The sequence below is a fragment of the Brachyspira innocens ATCC 29796 genome, assembly GCF_000384655.1.
GTDB lineage: Bacteria > Spirochaetota > Brachyspiria > Brachyspirales > Brachyspiraceae > Brachyspira > Brachyspira innocens.
Window position 1 is genome coordinate 116131 of the sequence record NZ_ARQI01000130.1, and the last position, 23456, is coordinate 139586.

The following is a 23456-nucleotide window of genomic DNA, read 5'->3' on the forward strand; positions in this document are numbered from 1 at the left end:
CTATACTTGCGGAGTTTTTCTTATGAACCCTGTTCTTCAATTAATACTAACTTTTGTTGTACCTCTATTATTTATCGGTATTTATAGCGTAATCAATAGGAAAAAAAATTATAATGATAATAATTTTAGCGATATGTTTGCAGAAGAGAAAGCAGCGCTAGAAGGTATTGTAGAAGAGAAAATTTCCGAGGTTAGAGATAATGCTATAGATTTGGAAATAGCAGTTAAAAAAGCTGGTTTTATAAGCAAATCTATGGAAGAAGACCTAGCCAAGCTAAATAAAAGGATAGAATCATATAAAGATTATAAAGCAGCTGTGTCTCAGTATCAGGAACAAGTTGATTCTCTTGAAGAGGCTTATTTAGAGATACTTAATAAAGTAGATACTGTATTAAAAGAACGTAATACTATAGAAAAAACATATAAAAGAATATCTGATGTTAAGGCTAAAATGTCAGAATTAGAAAAAAATGTAGGATCCATACAGGATAAATTGATAGAATCTTATAATTCTAAATTAAATGAGTTTGAGAGCGAACTTTATAAGAGATTTGACGCTCTCACAACTAATTTATTAGCTAGAGATGCTCATTACAGCACTATGGCGGAACAAGAAAAAGAAAAAATATCTGCTCTTACAGAGGAATTCAAACTCCACGTTGCCAAAAAAGAAGAATTATTTACAAATCAGCTTACTCAGCTTGCTGAAAGAACAGCACGTCATAATATAGAACAGCTTGCAGAGCTATTTGAGAAAGGAAGAGATGAACTTATAAATAAATATTCATCATTTGCTGATGAAATTGATGTTAAATCTAAAGATATAGAAAATCGTTATGAAACTTTAAGCCAGTCAAAAGACGGTCTTGAAACAGAATTAAATAATTTAAGAGACACTATACATGATAGATTGAACTCTATAACAGAATCTAGCGTATTAGAGTTCCAAGATGAAATGGAAAAAACTAAAGAGATGCTCTACTCTACCCTAAAAGAAGGCCTTGAAAAAATAAGTATGGACAGAGAAGAGTTCTTAGATTCTATAGAACAAAAAGCTCATTCTTTAGAAAAATCTATAGATGATATAAAAGATAAAGCTGATTATATAAGCAAAGATTATGCTGAGAAAGCTCATCAGTTAGAAAGTGAGTTTTCAGTATTAAAAGATGATATAAATAACAGATTTATAGCTGAAGTTGAGAATTTCTCTAATCATATAAAAAATGTTCTTGAAAATGAAGATGACGGTGTTATAACTCTTTATAGAAACAAAACTAAAGAACTTAATGATTTAATCATATCTATAGATGGTATGAGTGAAGAAACTATGCTCAGAGCTGAGAGCAGATTTGAGGATATTGTTAACGATATAGATAAATTAAAAGATGATATTCTAACAAGAGCTCAAGATGATATGGAATATTCTATAGATAATGCTAGAAGTTCTTTAATAGCAGAAATTAATGAACTTAGAAACGATGTTGAAACAGAAACTAATCTATTAAAAGATAAAATAGATGAAACACATTATCAAACTTCTGAAATAATATCTATACTTAATAATAAACAGGAAGAAATACTTGATTCTTTAAGTCTTCAAAAAGAGTATTTATATAAAGATTTAGAAACTCAGGCTAATGACAGAGTAAATGAAATAGAAAAGTTATTTGCTACTGTTAAAAATGAGTTGGAAGAAAATATTAATACATACATAAAAAATACATCTTCTGATTTAACTGCCATTGATGAAAAATTATCAGGTTTAAAAGAGCAGTATGATAAAGCCGCTTCTGATATAGATACTTTAAGTAAAGAAACAGAATCTAATATAAAAGACAATATAGAAAAACGTTTGGAAATATTAGAAAAAACTTCAGTAGAAATTAACGGATTAGTAAGCAGAGCCAATGAAAAATTGGATGTTGGTATGAAAGATGCTGAAGATAAAATAGAAGGTATTAAAAAGGAAATATCCGACTACAGCGATGCATATATAGATAGTTTGAAATCTCATTTAAAAACTGTTTTAGATGACTATGAACAAACTAAAATGAAAGCTATAACTGATAGTATAGATTCTGTTATAAGTCAGGTCGATGAAAGTGAAAAAAGACATGATGCTTTAATGAGCAGTATAGAAAATTCTTTAGATGATTTTAGAAATAAAGTAGACGCAGCTGTAGATGAAAATATAAAATTCAATGAGGAAACTAAAAAAGAAGTAGCTGATATGCTTCATGATGAGCTTCGTCAGGCTACTGATTCATTTGATACTCTTTTAAATGAAAAAAGAGAGAGTATGAATAAAATAAAAGATGAAATTGAAGATATATTGCATAGAGTTGAAAATGGAAGAGATGTATTTGAACGCACAATAAATAAAGTGTATGAAAATGCTGAAGATAAAGAAAAAGAATTAATGTCTGATATAGAAGATAAATATAATTCTTTGGATAAAAAAATTGATGGCGTATTAGATGAAAGAAGAGCCGATTTGAATGCTATAAGTGCTGAATATCATGCTATGCTTGAGAAGTATTCTAATAATTTGAAAGATGATTATGAAGAATTAAAACACCATGCTTCCTTAATGACAGATGAATATAAAATGCGTATAGAAAATCTAGGCGAGAGAATCAATGAAATAATCGATAATGCTAATAATATGCAGTCTGTAGTTGATGCTAAAACTGGAGAGATGGATTCGTATATAGCAGATAAAAAAGATGAAATTGCTAAAAGAACAGAAACTATATTTACAAATATAGAATACGATACTTCTAAAAAATTAGATGAACTTAAATCATTAATAGATAATGCTATAGCTAAATATCAGGACGAAATAAAAGAAATAGAAACTTATAGACTTGAAGAAAATAAAAGTATTATAGAAGATGTAGAAAATATAGGTGCTGGCATAAGAAAAGATTATGAACAGTATACTAATATGCTTGAAGAACTCTACAATAAAGAAAAAAATTCTTTGAATGAGCATGTTAATACTTTGAAAGATGAGATAGAAAAAGCAAGAGAAGAATCCGAAGCTAAACATCTTACTAATGAATCTAATTATATAGATGATTATTTGAATAAAGCTTCTTCAAAAATAGATGAAGAGGTTAATCGCCTAAATGAAGAGCTTAATGATTCATTCAATACTTTATACAGCGGTTTTTCTAAAATATTAGCTAAAATAAGAAAAGCTAATCATAAAAAAGCATTGCAGTCTATTGCTAAAATTAAAAAACATGCTGAAAAAGTTATATCTAATACAGCAGCAGAAGTTAGAGACAGTCTTGGTCTAACATTAGAAGATTTAAGAAATGAGTTTATATCATTAAAAGATAATGTTGATGATAGATTAAGAGAACAGGCAGATAAATTAATATCTAATAATGAAAATGTGCTTGCTATATTAGATGATCATGAAAGCAGACTAGAAAAAATAAATGATATCTCTAATATAATAGAAACTATAAAAGAAACTTTGTCTGAACAGATAGATGAATTAAAATCTAATATTTCAGACAGTAATGAAGATGTTAATAATAGAATAGAAGAAATTAAATCTTCTTTAATAGACAGAGAAGAATTAATAAACTTGCATGATAGTGAAAGAGAACTTCTTAAAAATCAGATAGAAGATATAAAAGAAGAGTTTGAACTATTTAAAGATAATATAATAAGAACTAATGAAGTAGAGATACCTGCCCTATTTGATGAAGAAAAAGAAAGAATAGAGAGAATGTTTGATGAGTTTAGTAAGAACCTACTCATGAGACTTACTGACAATGAAAGCGATATACATTATATAAAAGATGTATTATCTGAAGAGAGAAGTCATTTAATATCTCAAATAGAACTTTTAAGAAAAGATGTTGATGATATAAAAGATGATAATACAGTAACTGTTTTATCAGAAGAAAAGGCTGTTCTTGAAAACTCTTTAACTGCTTTAAGAGATGATTTTGATAAAATAATGGATTTGGAAAAAGATTTTGTTTCTCTTAAAAACAGAATGGAAGGAATCGACAGCGGATTGAAAGATGATGTTAAAGATTTATCTGATAAATTAAAAAGTTTCAGAGATAATTTAGAAGAAAAGATAGAAAAAAATTCAAATGGTCTTTATAAAGATATAGAAAATCTTAATAAAAATTTTGAAACTGTTAGAGAGAATATGTCCAGTTTGTTGGATAGAAATGAAGTTGAGTCATTAATCAATAATGAAAAAGAAAGATTAAATTCTATATTTGAGAGTTTAGCTTCTAACAATGAAGATTTTAAAGACAGATTAGAAAAACGTATATCTTATTTTGAGGACGTATGGTCTGATAATACTAGAATAAAAAGTATATATGCTTCAGATATAAGAGAAGAAGTTGAAAATATAAGAAAAGAAGCTGATGTTAAGTATGACAATCATATAGCTCAATTGAAAGAAAAAATGAAATTAATTGAAGAGGATATATATGATTGGAAAAATGGTAATTTGAATACTTTACTTGCTCAGTTGGAAGATGCAAGAAAAGGAATAGAAAGCTTTATAGACACTTCAGAATCTAAGAAAAATCAATTCTTGATTGATATGCTAAGCAGTATAGAAAATAAAGAAAGTGAAATATATTCTCGTATAGATGAGAAGATATTAAATGCTGAAAATAAACTTTCTGATATAGACGAAAAATTAAATAATGCTATAGGAAATAGCTTGGAAAGTATTCATAATAGAATAAACGAATCTGTTGCAAAATATGATGAAGAGATAAAAAGAATAGAACATCATAGAGCAAATGAAGCTGAAGATTTAATATCTGATATGGAAGATTTGGGCAACAGCATACGTGAAGATTATGAAGAATATTCTATAATGATAGATAAAATTTACGAAGATGCTGTGGCAGAATTAGAAACTCATCTTGAGAATATTAAAAAAGAAATAGAAAGAGCAAGAGCCGAATCTGAAGAGAAACATTTGTCTAATGAAAAAAATTATATAGATGATTATTTATTAGATTATTCTGAAAAAATAGAAGCTCATGTTAATGATAAATTGAGTATATTAACTGAAAGTAAAGCTCAGTTAGATGATATGATAAAAGATTCATTCAGCACTCTTAATGCTAATTTGAATGATACTATATCTAAATTTAATGAAGAAGCAAATAGTCAGATATACTCTGTTGTTGAAAGATTAGAAAGAGAAGCAGCGGCAAGATTGTTTAGTGAACAGAAATATATGTCTGACTTGGAAGAACAATTAAGAGCTATTAGTGCAAAAATAGATAATGAGCTTTATAATATTTCTTCTAAGTTAGATAGTGAAATATCTGATGTAAAAACAAAATATAAAGATTTGAGTACTGATTTTGATGAAGCATTAGATATGATAAAAAGCTCTATTCTTGACAGAGATGAACTTATGGAACTTCAGTCATCAGAAAAAGAACTTTTATCTGAGCAAATGGAAACTTTGAGAACAGATTTTGATACTTTCAAAGATGAATTGTTAAAAGCCAATGAAGAGGATATACCTACCCTATTTAATGAAGAAAAACAAAAGATAGAAAAAGCATTTGAAGATTTTACTAATGTTATACTCGATAGAATGGTGGATTCTGAAAATGATATTAATAATGTAAAAGACGCTATATCAGAAAATAAGGCTTCTTTCTTAGAAAAAGTTGAAAATATTAAAAGAGATATAGAATCAATAAGAGAAGATAATACTATAGCTCAGCTTGCTTTAGATAAACAGTCTTTGGAAGAGTCTTTTAATGCTATAAAAAATGATTTTTCTAAATTAAATGATTTAGAAAGTAATTTTTATCATTTGAACGACAGACTTGAAGATTTCCAATTGAAAGTTGCTGCTGACAATGATAATTTATTTGAAAATATAGATAATATAAAAAGCAGCATAAAAGATTCCATAAGCAAATCTTCTGAGCTTGATGATAAATTTACTTCAATAAAAGATAATGTATTTACTGTATTGGGTAAAAATGAAAATATAGAAAATATGTTTGCTGAGGAAGTAAAAAAATTAGATGAATTATTTAATAACTTCAAAACTGATAATGCTGAGTTTAGAAGCAGATTAGAAAAACGTATTGATTATTTTGAGGATATATGGTCTGACAGTAGCAGAATAAGAAGTTTGTATGCAGCTGATTTAAGAGATGAATTAGACAGCATAAAAGCAGAAACTGAAGTTAAATTAGAAAATTATCTTAATGATTTGAATGACAGAATAGAAACTATTAATAATGATGCATCTTCTTGGAGAGATGAATATATTAATGATTTCAAAGAAAAAATTGATTCTCTTGATAAAGATATATCAAGCTGGAAAGACGGACGCATTAATGATCTTTTAGAACAGTTAGAAAAAGCTAAAGAAAATATTAATAGTTATTTAGAATCTTCTGAAGGTAAAAAAGAAGAATTATTATCTGATATACTATCAAAAATTGAAGAGAAAGAAAACTCTCTCTATGGAAAAATAGATAGCAAGATAGAAGAGATAGAAGGCAGATTATCTATTGTAGACAGCAAAATATCAGATGATATAGCCAGAGGTTTAGAAGAAGTACAATCTATAGTAAATAATGCCGTAAACAAATACGATGAAGAGATAAAAAATATAGAACATCATAGATCTGAAGAAAGTTCTAAATTATTAGAGGATATACAATCAGGTTATGATTATTATTCTAAACTTATAAATAATACTTATAAAGATTCATTGTCTTCTTTGTCAGAGTACACTAACAGAATTAAAGCAGAAATAGAAAAAGCTAGAAAAGAAACAGAAGCTAAACATCTTAATAATGAAAAAAATTATATAGATGAGTATTTAAAAGAATATTCATTAAAATTAGATAATCAGGTTAATGAAAAAATAAATGTATTAAATGATACTAAAAATCAATTAGATGATATGATAAGAGAATCATTTAATACTCTTAATAATAACTTGAATGAAGCAGTAATTAAGTTTAATGAAGAAGCTGACATGAAAATTAATGCTACTCTTGAAAGATTAGAGAGAGATGCTTCTGAAAAATTATTAGACTATAATAATTATGTTGCTGAATTGGAAGACAGTTTAAGAGTTCTTAATTCTAAAATAGATAATGAGATATACAATGTATCTTCAAAACTAGATAGCGAAATATCTGATATAAAAAATAGATATAAAGAGCTTAGTATAGATTTTGAAGAATCATTGGATATGATAAAAGGTTCTATTCTTGACAGAGATGAACTTATGGATTTGCATACATCTGAAAAAGAACTTTTATCAAACCAAATAGATGAGATTAAAAATGATTTCATTACTTTGAAAGAAGAGGCTTTAAATGCTGGAAAAGAAGATATACCTGCCCTATTTGATGAAGAAAAACAAAAAATAGAAAATGCTTTTGAACAGTTTACTAATGCTTTATTATACAGAGTAAATAATTCTGAAAATGATATTAATTATCTTAAAGATGCATTATCAGAGGATAAACTCTCACTATTAGAAAAGATAGATAATTTAAAGTCTGAAATAAGAACTTTAAAAGAAGAGGATAAAGTAAATAAATTAGCATTAGAAAAACAGGCATTAGAAGAGTCTTTTAATGCTATAAAAAATGATTTCTCTAAATTAGAAGATTTGGAAAATCGCTTGCATGAATTAAAAAATAACATGTATACTACAGATGTTAATTTGAAAGATGAAGTTGCTAATTTGTCTAGTAAATTTGTAGATATTGAAAATAAAATAAATGAAAATAATGACTATATAGACAGAAATATAAGCAATAATATATCAGCTTTAAATAAAGATATTGATATAATAAAAAATGCTGTAAATGAATCTATAAATAAATCATCAGAACTAGAAAATAATATTCTAAAAGACAGAGAAGAATTGGAAAACAGAATCGATTCTCTAAAAGAAAGTTTAATAAATATATTAGGCGATAATGAAACAGTAGAAGGCTTATTTTCTAATGAAGTAAAAAGAATAGATGAATTATTTAATAACTTCAAAAAAGATAGTATAGATTTTAGGGATAGATTAGAAAAACGCATAACTTATTTTGAAGATACTTGGTCAGATAGTACTAAGATAAGAAGTTTATATGCTTCAGAAATGCGTAATGAACTTGAGGAAGTTAAAAATGCAGCAGAAAAAAGATTTGAAAACTATCTTAATGATCTAAGCTATAAGATAGAAAGTATAGATAAAGATATATCTAGTTGGAAAGATGTACGCATTAATGATTTATTAGAAGAGTTGGAAACAGCTAGAGAAAATATAGAAGAATACCTAAATTCTACTGAAGGCAAGAAAGAAGAGTTAATCTCTGATATACTTTCAAAAATAGAAGAAAAAGAGAACTCTATCTACGGAAAAATAGATAGCAAAATAGAAGAGATAGAAAATAGATTATCTGTAGTTGATAGTAAAGTATCAGATGATATAGCTAGAGGTTTAGAAGAAGTACAGTCTATAATAAATAATGCTGTAAATAAATATGATGAAGAGATAAAAAATATAGAACATCATAGAACAGAGGAAGGTTCTAAATTATTAGAGGATATCAAATCAGGCTATGATTATTATTCTAAACTTATAAATAATACATATAAAGATTCTTTATCTTCATTATCAGAATACACTAACAGAATAAAATCAGAGATAGAAAAAGCTAGAAAAGAAGCAGAGAATAAAGGTTCTAATGTAGATAAGAATTATATAGATGAGTATTTAAAAGAGTATTCAGAGAAATTAGATAATCAGATAAACGAGAAGATAGGTATATTAAATGACAGTAAAACTCAATTAGATGATATGATAAGAGATTCGTTTAATACACTTAATACTAATTTGAATGAAGCTATATCTAAACTTAATTCTGAAGCAGATAGTAAGATAGAAAGTGTAGTGTCTAAATTAGAAGCAGAAGTATCAGACAGACTATTTAATTATAAAGAATACATATCAGAATTGGATAGTCATTTACAGTCTATTAATTCTAAAATAGATAATGAGATATATAATGTGTCTTCAAAACTAGATAAAGAAGTATCAGAATTAAAAGCTAAATATGATTCATTAAATATAGACTTTGAAGAAACATTAGATATGATAAAAGGTTCTATACTTGACAGAGATGAACTTATTGAACTTCAGGCTTCAGAAAAAGAAATGTTGTCTGATAGATTGGACGAAATGAAAAAAGACTTTGATGATTTTAGAGAAGAATTATTAAAATCGGACAAAGCAGATGTGTCTAGTATATTTGAAGAAGAGAAAGAGAGAATAGAAAATGCCTTTGAAGAGTTTACAAGTAATTTATTAGACAGAGTAAATACTTCAGAAAGTGACATAAACTATTTGAAAGATGTATTATCAGAAGATAAATTATCATTGTTAGAAAAAATAGACAGCTTGAAAGAAGAGATAGATAATTTAAGAGAAGATGATACCATAACTCAGCTTAGTTTAGAAAAACAAGCATTGGAAGAGTCTTTTAATTCTATTAAGAATGATTTTTCTAAATTAGAAGATTTAGAGAGCCGTTTGTATGAATTAAAAAATAATATGGAAGATACAGATATCAGCTTGAAAGATGAGGTAAAAAGTTTATCCAGCCGTTTTGAAGATTTAGAGCAGAGAGTATCTGAAGATAAAGATGGTATAGAAAAAGACATAATCTCTAATTATGATAGCTTAAGCAGTGATATAGAAAGTATCAGAAATGAAATACAGAACTCTATAGATAAATCATTGGAATTGGAAAATAATATTCTAAAAGATAGAGAAGACTTAGAAAATAAACTAGAATCATTAAAAGAAAACTTAACTAACATATTAGGAAATAATAAAGACATAGAAGGTTTATTCGGCGGAGAAGTAAAAAAATTAGATAAATTATTTGAAGATTTCAAAAGAGATAGTATAGATTTTAGAGACAGATTAGAGAAACGCATAACTTATTTTGAAGATACTTGGTCAGACAGTACTAAGATAAGAAGTTTATATGCGTCAGAAATGCGTAATGAGCTTGAAGAAGTTAAGAAAGAAACAGAACTTAAATTTGAAAATTATCTTAATGATCTAAATAATAAAATAGATTCTATAAATAATGATATATCCGTTTGGAAGGAAGGCAATATTAATGAACTATTGCATCAGCTTGAAAATGCTAAAAAAGATATAGCTGATTATTTGGATACTACAGAAGATAATAAAAATAAACTTGTATCTGAAGTTTTGGCAAAAATTGAGGAAAAAGAACAGAATATTTATGCTAAATTAGATGAAAAAATATCATCTATAGAAAGCAGATTGTCTGAAACTGATTCAAAACTTCATGATGATATAGAATCTAATTTGAATAATCTTCATGAAATGCTTAATAATGCTTTAAGTAAATACGATGAAGAGATAAAAAATATAGAAAACTACAGAGCTTTGGAATCTAATAAACTTTTAGAGGATTCTCAAAAACTTATAGATGATATAAAAGCTAGTTATGATAGTTATTCTAATTTGATAAATGAGACTTATAATAATTCTCTTAATTCTTTGACAGATTATTCTAATTTGGTAAAAGAAGAAATAGAGAAAGCAAGAGAGGAATCAGAATCAAAACACCTATCTAATGAAAAAAATTATATAGATGAATATTTGAAAGATTATTCTTCTAAATTGGATAATAAAGTATCTGAAAAGATTGATGTATTAAATAAGACTAAAGAAGAATTAGAAAATTTGGTTAAAGATTCATTCGGTAATTTAGAGGCAGGTATGCAGAATGCTATATCTAAATTTGAAAAAGAATCAAACACTAAACTTTTAGAAGTTATTAAAAGATTAGAAAATGATGCTAAAACAGTTATATTTGATAAAAATGAATACAGTGTTTATCTAACAGAACAGTTGGGCATTATATACAAAAAAATAGAAGAAGAAATATCTCAGATTAATCAAAGAATAGATACTAATCTAGTAAATATATCAGATAAGGTTGAAGCTAATAATAATGAGTTTGCAGAAAAATATGAAACTTTAAATAAAAATATTTCTGAATCATTAGATGGAGTAAAAAAATCTATACTTGACAGAGATGAACTTATAGAACTTCAGGCTTCAGAAAAAGAGCTTTTATCTTCAAGAATTGATGATATTAAAAATGATTTTGATAGTTTCAAAGAAGAAGTATTAAAATCTACTAAAGAAGTTATACCTTCATTATTTGAAGAAGAAAAACAGAGAATAGAAAATGCTTTTGAAGAGTTTAGCAGTACTCTTTTAGATAGGGTAAATACTTCAGAAAGTGATATTAATTATATTAAAGACATACTTTATGAAGATAAAACTTTAATTTTAGAACAAATAGAGAATTTAAAAGATGAGCTATATACTGTAAGAGATGATGACACTGTAAATAGATTGTCTTTAGAAAAAGCAGCGTTAGAGGAATCATTTAATGCTATTAAAAATGATTTTGCCAAATTAGAAGAACTTGAAACTAATTTGTATCAATTAAAAGATAATATGTCAGATCTTGATATAAATTTAAGAGATGAAGTTAAAGATTTATCTTCTAAATTAGAGGAGCTTGATTATAGAATAAGGGAAGATGTTTCTAAAGATTTGGAAGATTATTCTAATGATTTGAGTACTCTTAATACTAATGTGGATACTTTAAATAGTTATATAGAAGCCATAAGAGAAAATATACAAGATTCTCTAAATAAATCTGAGGAATTAGAAAATACTATCTCTAAAGACAGAGAAGAATTAGAAAATAAATTATCTCTTATAAAAGATAATTTGATTTCTGTATCTGGACAAAATGATGGAATAGAATCATTATTTAATGAAGAGGTAAAAAAATTAGATGAGCTTTTCAATAAAGTTAATAATGATAATACTGAGTTTAGAAACAGACTTGAAAAACGTATAGAATATTTTGAAGATTCTTGGGCTGACAGTGCTAGAATAAGAAGTTTATTTGCTTACGATATAAGAGCTGAAATAGAGAATGTAAAATCTGATACAGAATTGAAATTTGAAAACTCTATTAATGAATTAAAATCAAAAATGGAGTCTATTAATGATAATATAGTTTCTTGGAAAGAAGAACATATTAATGATACTAATGCCAGATTAGAGTCTATTAGTTCAGATATGGCTGCTTTCAAAGATGAATATTTGAATGAATTAAAAGAAAAAATGGATTCTATGGAAAGTGATATATCTTCTTGGAAAGATAGTAATATCAATGAATTATTATCACAGTTGGAAGAAGCTAAGAATAATATATCAAACTATATAGAAAATTCAGATGCAAAAGCAGAGGAATTACTTTCAGATATATTATCAAAAATAGAAATCAAAGAAAAGAGTATCTATGCCAAATTAGACGATAAAATATCTTCAATAGAGAGTAGATTATCAGAAGCAGATTTGAGATTGAGTGATGATATAGGAATTAATTTGGAAAATCTCCATACTATGCTAAATGATGCTGTAAGTAAATATGATGAAGAGATAAAAAATATAGAAAGCTTAAGAAACGATGAAAACAGCAAACTTTTGGAAGATATAAAGAATGGTTATGAGCATTATTCAAAATTAATAGAAGAAGTTTATAATAATTCACTTAATTCTTTGAAAGATTATTCAGCTTTAGTAAAAGATGAGATAGAAAAAGCAAGAGAAGAATCAGAAGAAAAACATTTATCTAATGAGAAAAATTATATAGATGAGTATTTAAAAGAATATTCATTGAAATTAGATAATCAGGTATCAGAAAAAATAATGCTGCTTGATGAGACTAAAGAAGAATTAGATAATATGGTAAAAGAATCCTTCAATAATTTGGAAAACAGCTTTAATGATGTTATATCTAAATTTGAAGATGTAACTAATGAAAAAGTTTTAGAAGCTTTGGATAAATTAGAGAAAGAAACAGAAGCTGTATTATTTAATAAATATATGTCCTCTTTAGATAATGAAATAAAATCTGTCAATGAAAGATTAGAAGCAGAAACTAATGCTATCAAAGATAAGTATGAGGCTTTAAGTAATGACTTTGATGAAACTCTAGATATAATTAAAAACTCTATACTAGAAAAAGATGAAGTATTGTCATCACATAATGAAGAGAAAAATGATTTAATAGAAAGTTTAGAAGCTTTGAGAAAAGATTTTGAATCTTTCAAAGAGTCATCTTTAAGATTTAATACAGAAGAAGTACCTGCTTTATTTGAAGACAAGAAGAAAGAAATCGAACATGTGTTTGAAGAGTTTACTAGTGCTGTTATAGAAAGAGTGAATTCATCAGATGATGAGGTTAATAGATTAAAAGATATTATTTCGTCTGATAAGTTTGATTTATTGGAAAAATTAGATAATTTAGAGGCAGAACTTGAAGCAGTTAGAAAAGATAATACTATAGAACAATTATCTTTAGAGAAAAAGGCTTTAGAAGAATCATTTAATGCTATTAAAAATGATTTTGCTAAATTAGAGAAGTTAGAAAGCAGTTTATATCAATTAAAAGAGAATATGTCAGATACTGATGTATTCTTAAAAGATGAAGTAAAAACTTTATCAGATAAGCTTGCAGATTTTGAAGGCAGAATAAAAGATGATATTGTAAGAGATTTGGATGAATATTCTATAGAATTAGATACTTTAACTTCACAAGTAAATAAATTAACCTCAAGTATAGACGATGTAAGAGGAAGAATAGAAGATAGTATTACTAAATCTTCAGAATTAGAAAATATTATCTCTCTTGAAAAAGAAGAATTAGACAGTAAACTATCTTCTATAAAAGAAGAGTTAATGTCAAATTCTGATAATAAAGTAGAAGTTGAAGAATTGCTTAATAATGAAAGAGAAAAATTAATTGAGCTATTCAATAAGATAAAAGATGATAATAAAGATTTCAGATACAGACTTGAAAAACGTATATCATTCTTTGAAGATACTTGGTCAGACAGCAGCAAGTTAAAGAGTATTTTCTCCACTGATATAAGAGAACAGTTGGATAATATCAGAAATGATAATGAGATAAAATTTGAAAATTCTATAAATTATTTGAAAAATAGAATTGAAGCTATAGATAATGATATATCAGTTTGGAAAGAAGGTGAGATTGATGAATTAGTTAAACAGTTAGATGAAGCTAGAGAAAGCATATCTAATTATTTGAATGATTCTGAAATAAAGGGTGAAGAGATAGTAAGTAATTTATTGTCAAAAATAGATGAGAAAGAAAAATCTATATATGAAAATATAGAAAAAAATATAGAAAGTAAGGTAAATGATATAGAGAACAGATTATCTATTATGGATAGTAAATTAAATGATGACATAAGTGGTAATTTAGAAAATCTCTATAACATGGTAAATGAGGCTGTTGAAAAATATGATGAAGAGATAAAAAATATAGAACATTACAGAATAGATGAAAATAATAAACTTTTAGATGATATAGATAATGTAGGTAAAGAGATAAAATCTTCTTATGAAAATTATTCTAAACTCATCAATGAAGTTTATGATAATTCATTAAACTCATTAAAAGAATATTCTAACTCTATTAAAGAAGAAATAGATAATGCTTTATCAGAAATAAAGGATAAACATTTATCTAATGAAAGAGAATATATTGATAATTATTTGAAAGAATATTCTTCAAAATTAGAAAAGCAAATATCTGATAAGATGAATGTATTAAATGAGGCTAAAGAAGAGCTTAATAATATATTAAAATCTTCCTTTGATGATTTGGAAACTAGATTTAATGAATCTATGAGTAAGTTTGAAGATACTTCAAATGAAAAATTGTCTCAAACTATAGAGGGCATAGAGAAAAAAGCAGATGAAGTTATCTATGGTGAAAACTACATTCAGAAAATTGAAGATAAAGTAAAAGACTTCTATGGAAGAATAGACACTAAGATTCTCAATGTTGAAGATAAATATGATGCTTTAGAGAGAAAGATATATGATTTGGAAAATAATCAAAGTTATATAAGCATATTTGAAGATAGAATAAGAGATTTGCATGAAAAAATAGATTCTAGAATCTCTACTATTAATGAAAGATATGATAATTTAAGAAAATACTTTGATGATAAATTAATTAATCTTGAAACTATAGTATTAAATAATGATCAGATTCAGAAATTAAAAGATGACTTTATTGCTTTCAAAGATGATATGTTAAAATCTAACAGAGAAGATATACCTTCTATGTTTGATAAAGAAAGAGAAAAATTTGAAGAATCGTTTAATCAGTTTACAAATGAAATATTAGAAAAAATTGATAATTCTAATAATAACACTGAAGAGTTCAAAAATACTATATTAGAAAATATAGAAACATTAAGATATGAATTAGATGAGCTTAAAAATAATGATTCTGTAGAAGTTTTAGAATCAGAAAAAGCAAGATTGGAAGATACATTTAATTCTTTTAGAGAAGAGTTTGAAAGACTTTATGATTTAGAAAGTGAAGTTTATACATTAAAAAGCAATTTAGATGGTGTTGATTCTAATTTAAGAAGCGATGTTGATAAATTGTTTGAAGAGTTATCAGATTTCAAATACAGCTTGGAAGAAAAACTAGATACACTTGAAGATAATACAGTTTCAAGAGATTTGTTTGATGATGACAGAGAAAAATTATATTCTTTATATGATGAATTAGAATCTGGAAATAAAGAGTTCAAAGATTTAATGGATAAGAGAGTTTCTTATTTTGAAGATACTTGGTCAAATCCTAATAAGGTTTTAAAGCTTTACGAAAGTGCTATAAGACCTGAAGTAGATGATTTTAAATCTGAAATTATTTCTAATGTTCAAAATCATGTAAATGAAATAGAAAGCAATATATCCGCTTGGAAAGATGATAATTTATCAGTTCTTTTAGAACAGTTAAAAGAAGCTAAAGAAAATATCGACAGCTTTATAGAAAGTTCTAAAGATAAGAAAAACGGAATCATTGCTAAAATGATAGCTTCTATCAAAGAGGAGATATTAGGAAAAGAAAGTGAAATAAACAATCGTTTGGAAGAAAAATTATCTTCTGTAAACAGCAGGCTTTCTGAATTAGAAAATAAATTAACTTCTGATGTTAATAGATTCAATAATATGATAGAAGATGCTGTTAATAAATACGAAGATGAATTAAAACATATAGAATCTTACAGATTAGATGAGACTCAGTCTATAATGAGAAATTTAGAAGATGTAGGCAGAAATATTGTTTCTAACTATGAAGATTATTCAAAAATGCTTGAATCTGCTTATGAAAGCAATAGAAAGGCTTTAGATGAATATTCTAATAGTTTAAAAATAGAAATAGAAAAAGCTAGAGTTGATACTAATAAAGCATATATAGATGATTATTTGAATGAGTATTCTTCTAAAATAGAAGATGATATAAAAGAAAAATTAGAAGAGCTTGAGAAAAACAAATATAATTTAGATATTATGATAAATGATTCATTTAATAATTTGAATCAAAGCATAAACAATGCAGTATCTAAAATGGCAGAAGATTCTGAAGCAAAATTAAGAGATGTAGTTGATAGTTTGGAAGTACAAATTAATGATATACTTGCAAATAAAGAAGAAGAGATAGTAAGCAGAATAACTTCTTATGAAACTGAACTTAAAGATAAACAGGAATCTTCATTTGAAAATATTAAAAATGAATTATCCGATTTATATAATGAGTTTAAAGATAAGATAGATTATAATGGCTTAATGGATATATCTGAAAAATTGGAAGCTATAGAAAATTCAGTAGCTGAAGTTAACGGTCAGTTGGAGACTCAGGCTAGATTTGTTTCAGATAGAATGGATTTAGAGAAAGAAGAGCTTTATAATTCAATATCTAAGTTATCAGGAGAATTTGAAGACTTGAAATCTAATATAGATGAAAGATTCAAAGCTCAGGTTAATGACTTTATATCAAATAATGAGCATATATTGTCATTATTCGGTAAATACAGTCAGAAAATTTCTTCTGTAACTGATATATTAGAAGATATAGAAAATGTTAAACTATCTCTTATAGATGAGATAAATAATGTAAAAGAAGAGATAGATAATAAATACTTTACTTTGAGTAAGGATTTTGATAAATCTATAGATGAAATAAAGGATGCTGTATTAGATAAAAATAATATGCTTCAGTATTCTATCAATGAGAAAGAGTTATTGATAAAAGAAGTTGAGGCTTTAAAGGCATCATTTGAATCATTAAAAGATGATATATTAACTGCAGCTGATGAGAAGGTTCCTACCCTACTCGACTCTGAAAAAGCAAGAATACAGTCTTCTATAGATGATGTAATGGAAACATTAACAGCTAGAATGCATAATAATGAAGATAGCATTCTTAATTTAGAATCTTCTTTAGCAGAATATAAATCAATGATATCAAATGCTATAGATGAGTTTAAAAACGAAGTTATGGCTATAAGAGATGACCATGATTACAGCGATTTGATAGAAGAAAGAGACAGATTGGAAGAGTCTTTCAATACTCTTAAAGAGGACTTCTCAAAAATAGGAGATTTGGAAGAGGATCTATCAGCAATAAAAGATAAAGTAAAAGGTGTTGATACCAGCATAAATGATGAAGTTATAAGACTTTCTGAAGAATTGGAAGAATTAAAAAATAACATGGCTAATATGGAAATAATTAGTTCTGTTAATAATTCTGAAGAAGTTTCTGATGAGGTTATAACTCATGAAGATATGAATATTATATATGATAACTTTAAACAGCTAAGTGATAGTTTTGAAGAGCTTAAAGAAGATATCATTCCTCAATTATCAAACTTCACTAAATTGGAAGATAAAATTTTAGAAAGTAAGGAAGAGATATTCAAAGAGTTTAATAATATGATGAACTCTTTGCCTAAAACTTATATCAATAAAGATGAGCTTAGCAGATTAGAAGGAAGATTGGATAATATTTTCAATAACTTTGATGAAAGCGTAGTATCTATAAAAGGTGATTTATTACGCAGTATAGAAAAAGATGCTAAAGAGTTTAAAAATAGACTTGAAAAACGTGTAGAATATTTTGAAGATGTATGGTCTGATGAAAATAAAGTTGTTGAGCTTTACGGAGATACTATATCTACAAGTTTCGGCGTATTGAAACAGGAATTAGAATTATACTTTAATAATTCGTTTATGGAAGTAAAAACAAAAATAGATTCTATAGAAAAAGATTTTAATTCTTGGAAAGATACTAGCTATGATTCTATTGCAAACAGTTTAGAAAATGCTAAAGAGAATGTATTGAACAATGAACATTATATCGAAATAATGTCTATGATAGAAGAATTAAAAGGTGATATATCAGACAGACAACTAGAACTTCAGGATAGAATAGATTCAAAATTGGAAGAAGGTATTTCTAATATAGAATCACAGGTTAATACATTTGATGACAGAATAAAATATTTAGAAGATATTCAGGGATCTTTGAATGATGATATAGCTAAGTACAGAGAGCAGCTAGATTCTGTATTAAATGAATATGAAGATAAAGTAAAATCTAAAGTTGTAAATCTTCATGACGCTTTGAAAACTGAAGGAAAACAGACTATAGATTACTTGGAAAATAATATTCTATCTATAAAAGAGGATATTAACAGTTCTAATAAAGGAGTAGATGTAAAAATTAAGGCATTAGAATCTTATATAAGCAAAGTAAATAATGAACTTAATACTAATACATTGAAACTTTCTAATGAATTAGCTAAAGAGAAAAAAGACTTAATAAATATTTTAGATGAGTTTAGAAAAGAAGTTTATGACAGAATAAGCAGCGAAGTATCTCAGAAAGATAATCAGCTTTTGAATGACTTTGAAGACTTCAAGAAAAAAATAATAGATTCTGTACCTAACATGGATGAGCTTGCTGACTTGTTTGTATCTGAAAGAGTAGACAGAGCTAATGAATTTGAAGAGTTTAGAGCTGAGATTATTAATAATCAAATAGATAATAGAAATTTTGCTAAAATGTTTGAAGAAGAGAAAGCAAAATTGATAAATGAACTTGATCATTTCAAATCAGCTGTAAGAGTTGAATACTTATCGGCAGAAGAAAGATTTGAGGCTGTTAAAAAAGAGTATTTGGATAATTTGAATAATCTTTTAGATATTGAGAGAGTTAATTTAGAGTCTTCATTTGATGAGATAAGAAAAGAAATTAATAACTTAAAAGATAAATCTGTATCAAAAGAAGATATAGAAAAATTAATAGACAGCTATAAATCAGGAATTACTGCTGATATAGAAAGTACAAAAGCTGAAGTTGCTAAAAATATGGAAGCTGGAAAGGTAGATACTTCTTATGTTGAAAAATTGATAGAAGATGAAAGAGTAAGAATAAATAATACTTTAGAGGCATTTAAGAAAAATATAGAGGATAACTACTCTACTGTAGAAGCAGTTGCTGAGGTTTTATCTAAAGAACAGGAATCTATTGAGGCTAAACTACTAGAGATGAAAGAAGATATTCTTAGAGATATACCTACTTTGGATAATGTAAGTCAAATATTTGTAGAAGAAAAAGAAACTCTTAAAGATGAATTGAGAGATGAATTTGTGTCTTTAAGAGATGAGATATTAGGTTCTGTTCCTACACATAATGACTTGGCTAATATGGCACAGCAGTACGGAGCCAGAATTAAAGATGATTTCCAAATATTAGAGCAGGACTTCTCTGAAAGTATTAAAAGATATAAAGAAAGTGTTGCTAAAGAGATGACAGAGTTTAGAAATGAGTTTAATGACAGAATAGCTAATATTAAAGATTTGGCAGAAGCATTGCAGGCTGAAAGAGACAGATTAATGTCTGAAATAGATGAGATAAGAATCAAATATGAAAGCGGTGCTATTTATTCAGGTGATACCTTGAACTCTATTGAAGGTGACAGAGACAGACTTGTTAATGAGTTTATAAACTTTAGAAAATCTATAGTTGAACTTATAAAAGAACAAGATGAAACTATGAGCAGATTCAATCAGGAGAAAATAGATATTATTGACAGTATAGAGGCTTTGAAAAATCAAATATCATTCGATACTCTAAACAGAGATGATGTTGTTTCTATGATTGAAGATGAGAGAAGACAAGTAATAGATATGTTTGAAAGCATACAAAATGATTCTATAGGTACAGATTTGAGATATCTTACTGATTCATTTAGAGATGATATTATCAAAGTATTTGAAGAATCAAATGAAGAGTTTAGAAAACGTATTGAAGCTAGAATAGTTCATTTTGAAGATGCTTATGCTTCACCAGATAGAATAAAAGAATTCTATAAGGACGCTATAGTCGCTGAAGTTAATAATTTAAGAGAAGAGGCTGTAGATATACTTGTAGATATTAATGATAAGGTTGAAAGTGCTAAAGAACAAATAGATGAATTAGAAAATAATAAAGTAAAAGATATAATAAATAAAATAGACGAAGCTGAAAATGATATTAACTCTTTGATTGGCACTATAAAAGCTAATATTAAAGAGCAGGAAAATGAACTTAGAATGCTAAGTCAGTCTCAGAAACATATATCTCAGGAAGTTGAAACTGTACGCAGAGAAAGAGAAGCTCTAATGGATATGGTTAAAAACTCTGATATAAATATACGTAATAAGATTGACAGTTTGTCAGCTGCTGTAATGGAGGCTGCTAATGTTGCTGCTGCTAAAATAGCTGAAAAAGAAGCAGCATTCAGTACTAAAGTTAAAGATGCTGAAGAGTATATTAAGTCTTTAGAAAATAAACTTACAACAGAAAATGTAAATAAAGCTAAAGAATCTATTAATAATTTAGTAGCTTCATTTAATGAGTCTGTGGTAAAAGAAACTAATGAACTTGCACCTAATATAACTAAAGCTGTACAAAACTTTATTAATAATGAGATGAAAAAGTTCGAGAAATTCTCTGATGTTAAAAGTGCTATAGAAGGCATCGAAAATGATATTAACAATAAAATTACAGCTGCCTTCAATAATATGAACAAAGAGCTTGAAAGCAATATTACAAGCTTTAAAAAGAAAATAGACACTTATCAGGAAGAGTTTATCGGCGAATTAAAAATGTCAGTAGGTACTGAAGGTGAAAAAGCTATTGATGAACTTAAATCTATGCATGACAGTGAAGTTTCTAAATTAAAAGAAATGTACTTGTCTACTGAGAAGTTCTATACTGAAAGACATGAGAAAAATCAGGAAGACTATTCAAAACTTCTTTTAGAAACTTATAAAGAGTATAATGAAAAAATAGAGGCTTTATACGCTGAATTAGATGACACTAAATCTAATATCACTTCTTCTGTAGAAGATGTTGTTGCCGATTTGAAACAGGCTTTAAATATAAAAGATGATTTTGTAGTTTCAATAGAAGATAATAAAGAAAAACTTAAAGCTGTAGAAGAGCAGATGAATAATTTACAAAATGAGTTTGCTCCTTCTGTAGAAAAATTAAAATCTCTTATAGAGGAAAAAGCCTTAGAGCTTCAGGATAAAATTAATGCCTACTCTGAAGATATAGAGGCACAAGGTGAGAAATTTAATGCCAGATTAGAAGAGCTTTCAAATAATGCTAAAACTACTGTAGATAGCAGGGTTGGAGAAGTTGACTCTATAATAGAAAATGTTAAAGGTAGAATGGACGCTTTACTTGAAGAGAAAAGTTCTGAATTTGATGCATTAAAAGCTCATTATGAAAGTTTAAGTGAATCTTTAACTGCTTTACAGGATTCTATATCTGAAGCTGTTAATGAGAGAATAGCAGATGCTAATAACATTATAGAAGAAAATGTTAATGCTATAGAAGAAACTACTAATGAAAAATATGAAAAATATATAGCAAGACTTAATTCTAATTTGGAACAAACATTATCTCTTTTAATGAATGATGCTAAAGAATATGTTCAAAATGCCAAAGAAGAAATAATAAAAGCTCATACAGATAATTTAGATGAGTATGATGAGAGAATTACAAATATGAAAGATATTGTTACTGCTTTGGAAGAGGATATAACTAAGTATTCTTCAGAGATAGATGCTAGATTAGAGAGTATTAATTTGAGCTATGATGAGAAAACAAATGTTATACTTAAAGATTTTGAAAATAAAACTGAAGATTTAAAATCAAAATTGAATGATGCTTCTTCATCTATTGATAAAATGCTTGATTCAAAAACTAATGATATATCTTTAGAGTATGATGCTATGAAATCTAAAATAGATGCTATAGGAGCAGATATTCAAAAGTATATGAATACTGTAAAAGTATTTGATAATGCTAAAGAAATGGCAGAGTCTATAAAAGGTGATGTTGCTAAATTAAATGATTTAGTAAAAGATACTAAAGCTACAACTGCAGAAATGGGTAAAACTATGTCTGAGTTTGAAAACTTGAAGAAAATGCATCATGATATATTAGATTATGCTTCTAGTATTAAAAAAGAAAAAGACAGCTTGAAAGATACTCAAGAAAAAGTCAATATGCTTATGGATATGTCTGGAGAGATTCAGGAAAGATTTGTTCATATAGCAGAAAATAATGCTATGATAGAACATACAGAAGAAGGCATACAGCTTGTCATAGATATAGCTTCTCAGATAGAGAATAAACTTTCATTTATTAGAGATAAAGAAGAGTATGCTGATGATGTATTACAGCAAATAAGAAAGGCTGAGATAGAAACAGAGGTTATACTTGAGAGAGTTGATAGTATAAAAGCTGCTATGGTTGATGTTGAAGATACTAGAAAGAACTTTATGGATAAGATTTACTCTTTAGAGAGAGATTTTGCTAAAATAGATAAAAATGATAAAAAAGTTCAAATATTTATAACAAAATTAGAAGAGCTTGATATCATAATTGATGAGATACAAAATCAGAGAGAAAATCTTGTGCGTATGAAAAATCAGTATGATGACTATGATAAAACAATAGTTAAAAATCTTGAAAGAGCTGAATATTTTGTAAGATATTTAGAAACTTTACTTGATAATGCTGATAGATATATGTCAGATAAAGGCAGTAAAACTTCTTCTAAAAAAGATAAAAACAGTAAGGTAGACAGCAAAAAAGAAGAGTTTATAATAAAAATGTATAAGCAAGGTTGGAAACCAGATGAGATAGTAAAAAATACTTCATATTCAAGAGATGAGGTTGAAAGAACTATAAAGGCTTGGAAAGATAAACAGTCAAGAATGTAAATAAAAGGTTTATTGTTCTCCTTGTTGTGAAAAATAGAGTCTATAGCTTAAATGTTATAGGCTCTATTTTTATTAATAGATTGCTTTTATATTTATAATTTTTAACTTATACTTAAAATTTTAAAGTTTGTAAATGGTATTATAATTTTTTTTGACGAGCATT

General features: G+C 26.7%; 1 protein-coding gene. It reads left to right on the forward strand.

Annotation, left to right across the window (positions count from 1 at the left end):
- The first annotated feature begins 22 nt into the window (after nt 1-22).
- On the forward strand, nt 23-23293 hold the full coding sequence (locus tag F811_RS0115095) for a SpiroCoCo family coiled-coil protein (RefSeq protein ID WP_020006065.1): 23271 nt from the start codon (nt 23-25) through the stop codon (nt 23291-23293).
- The last annotated feature ends 163 nt before the right edge of the window (nt 23294-23456 follow it).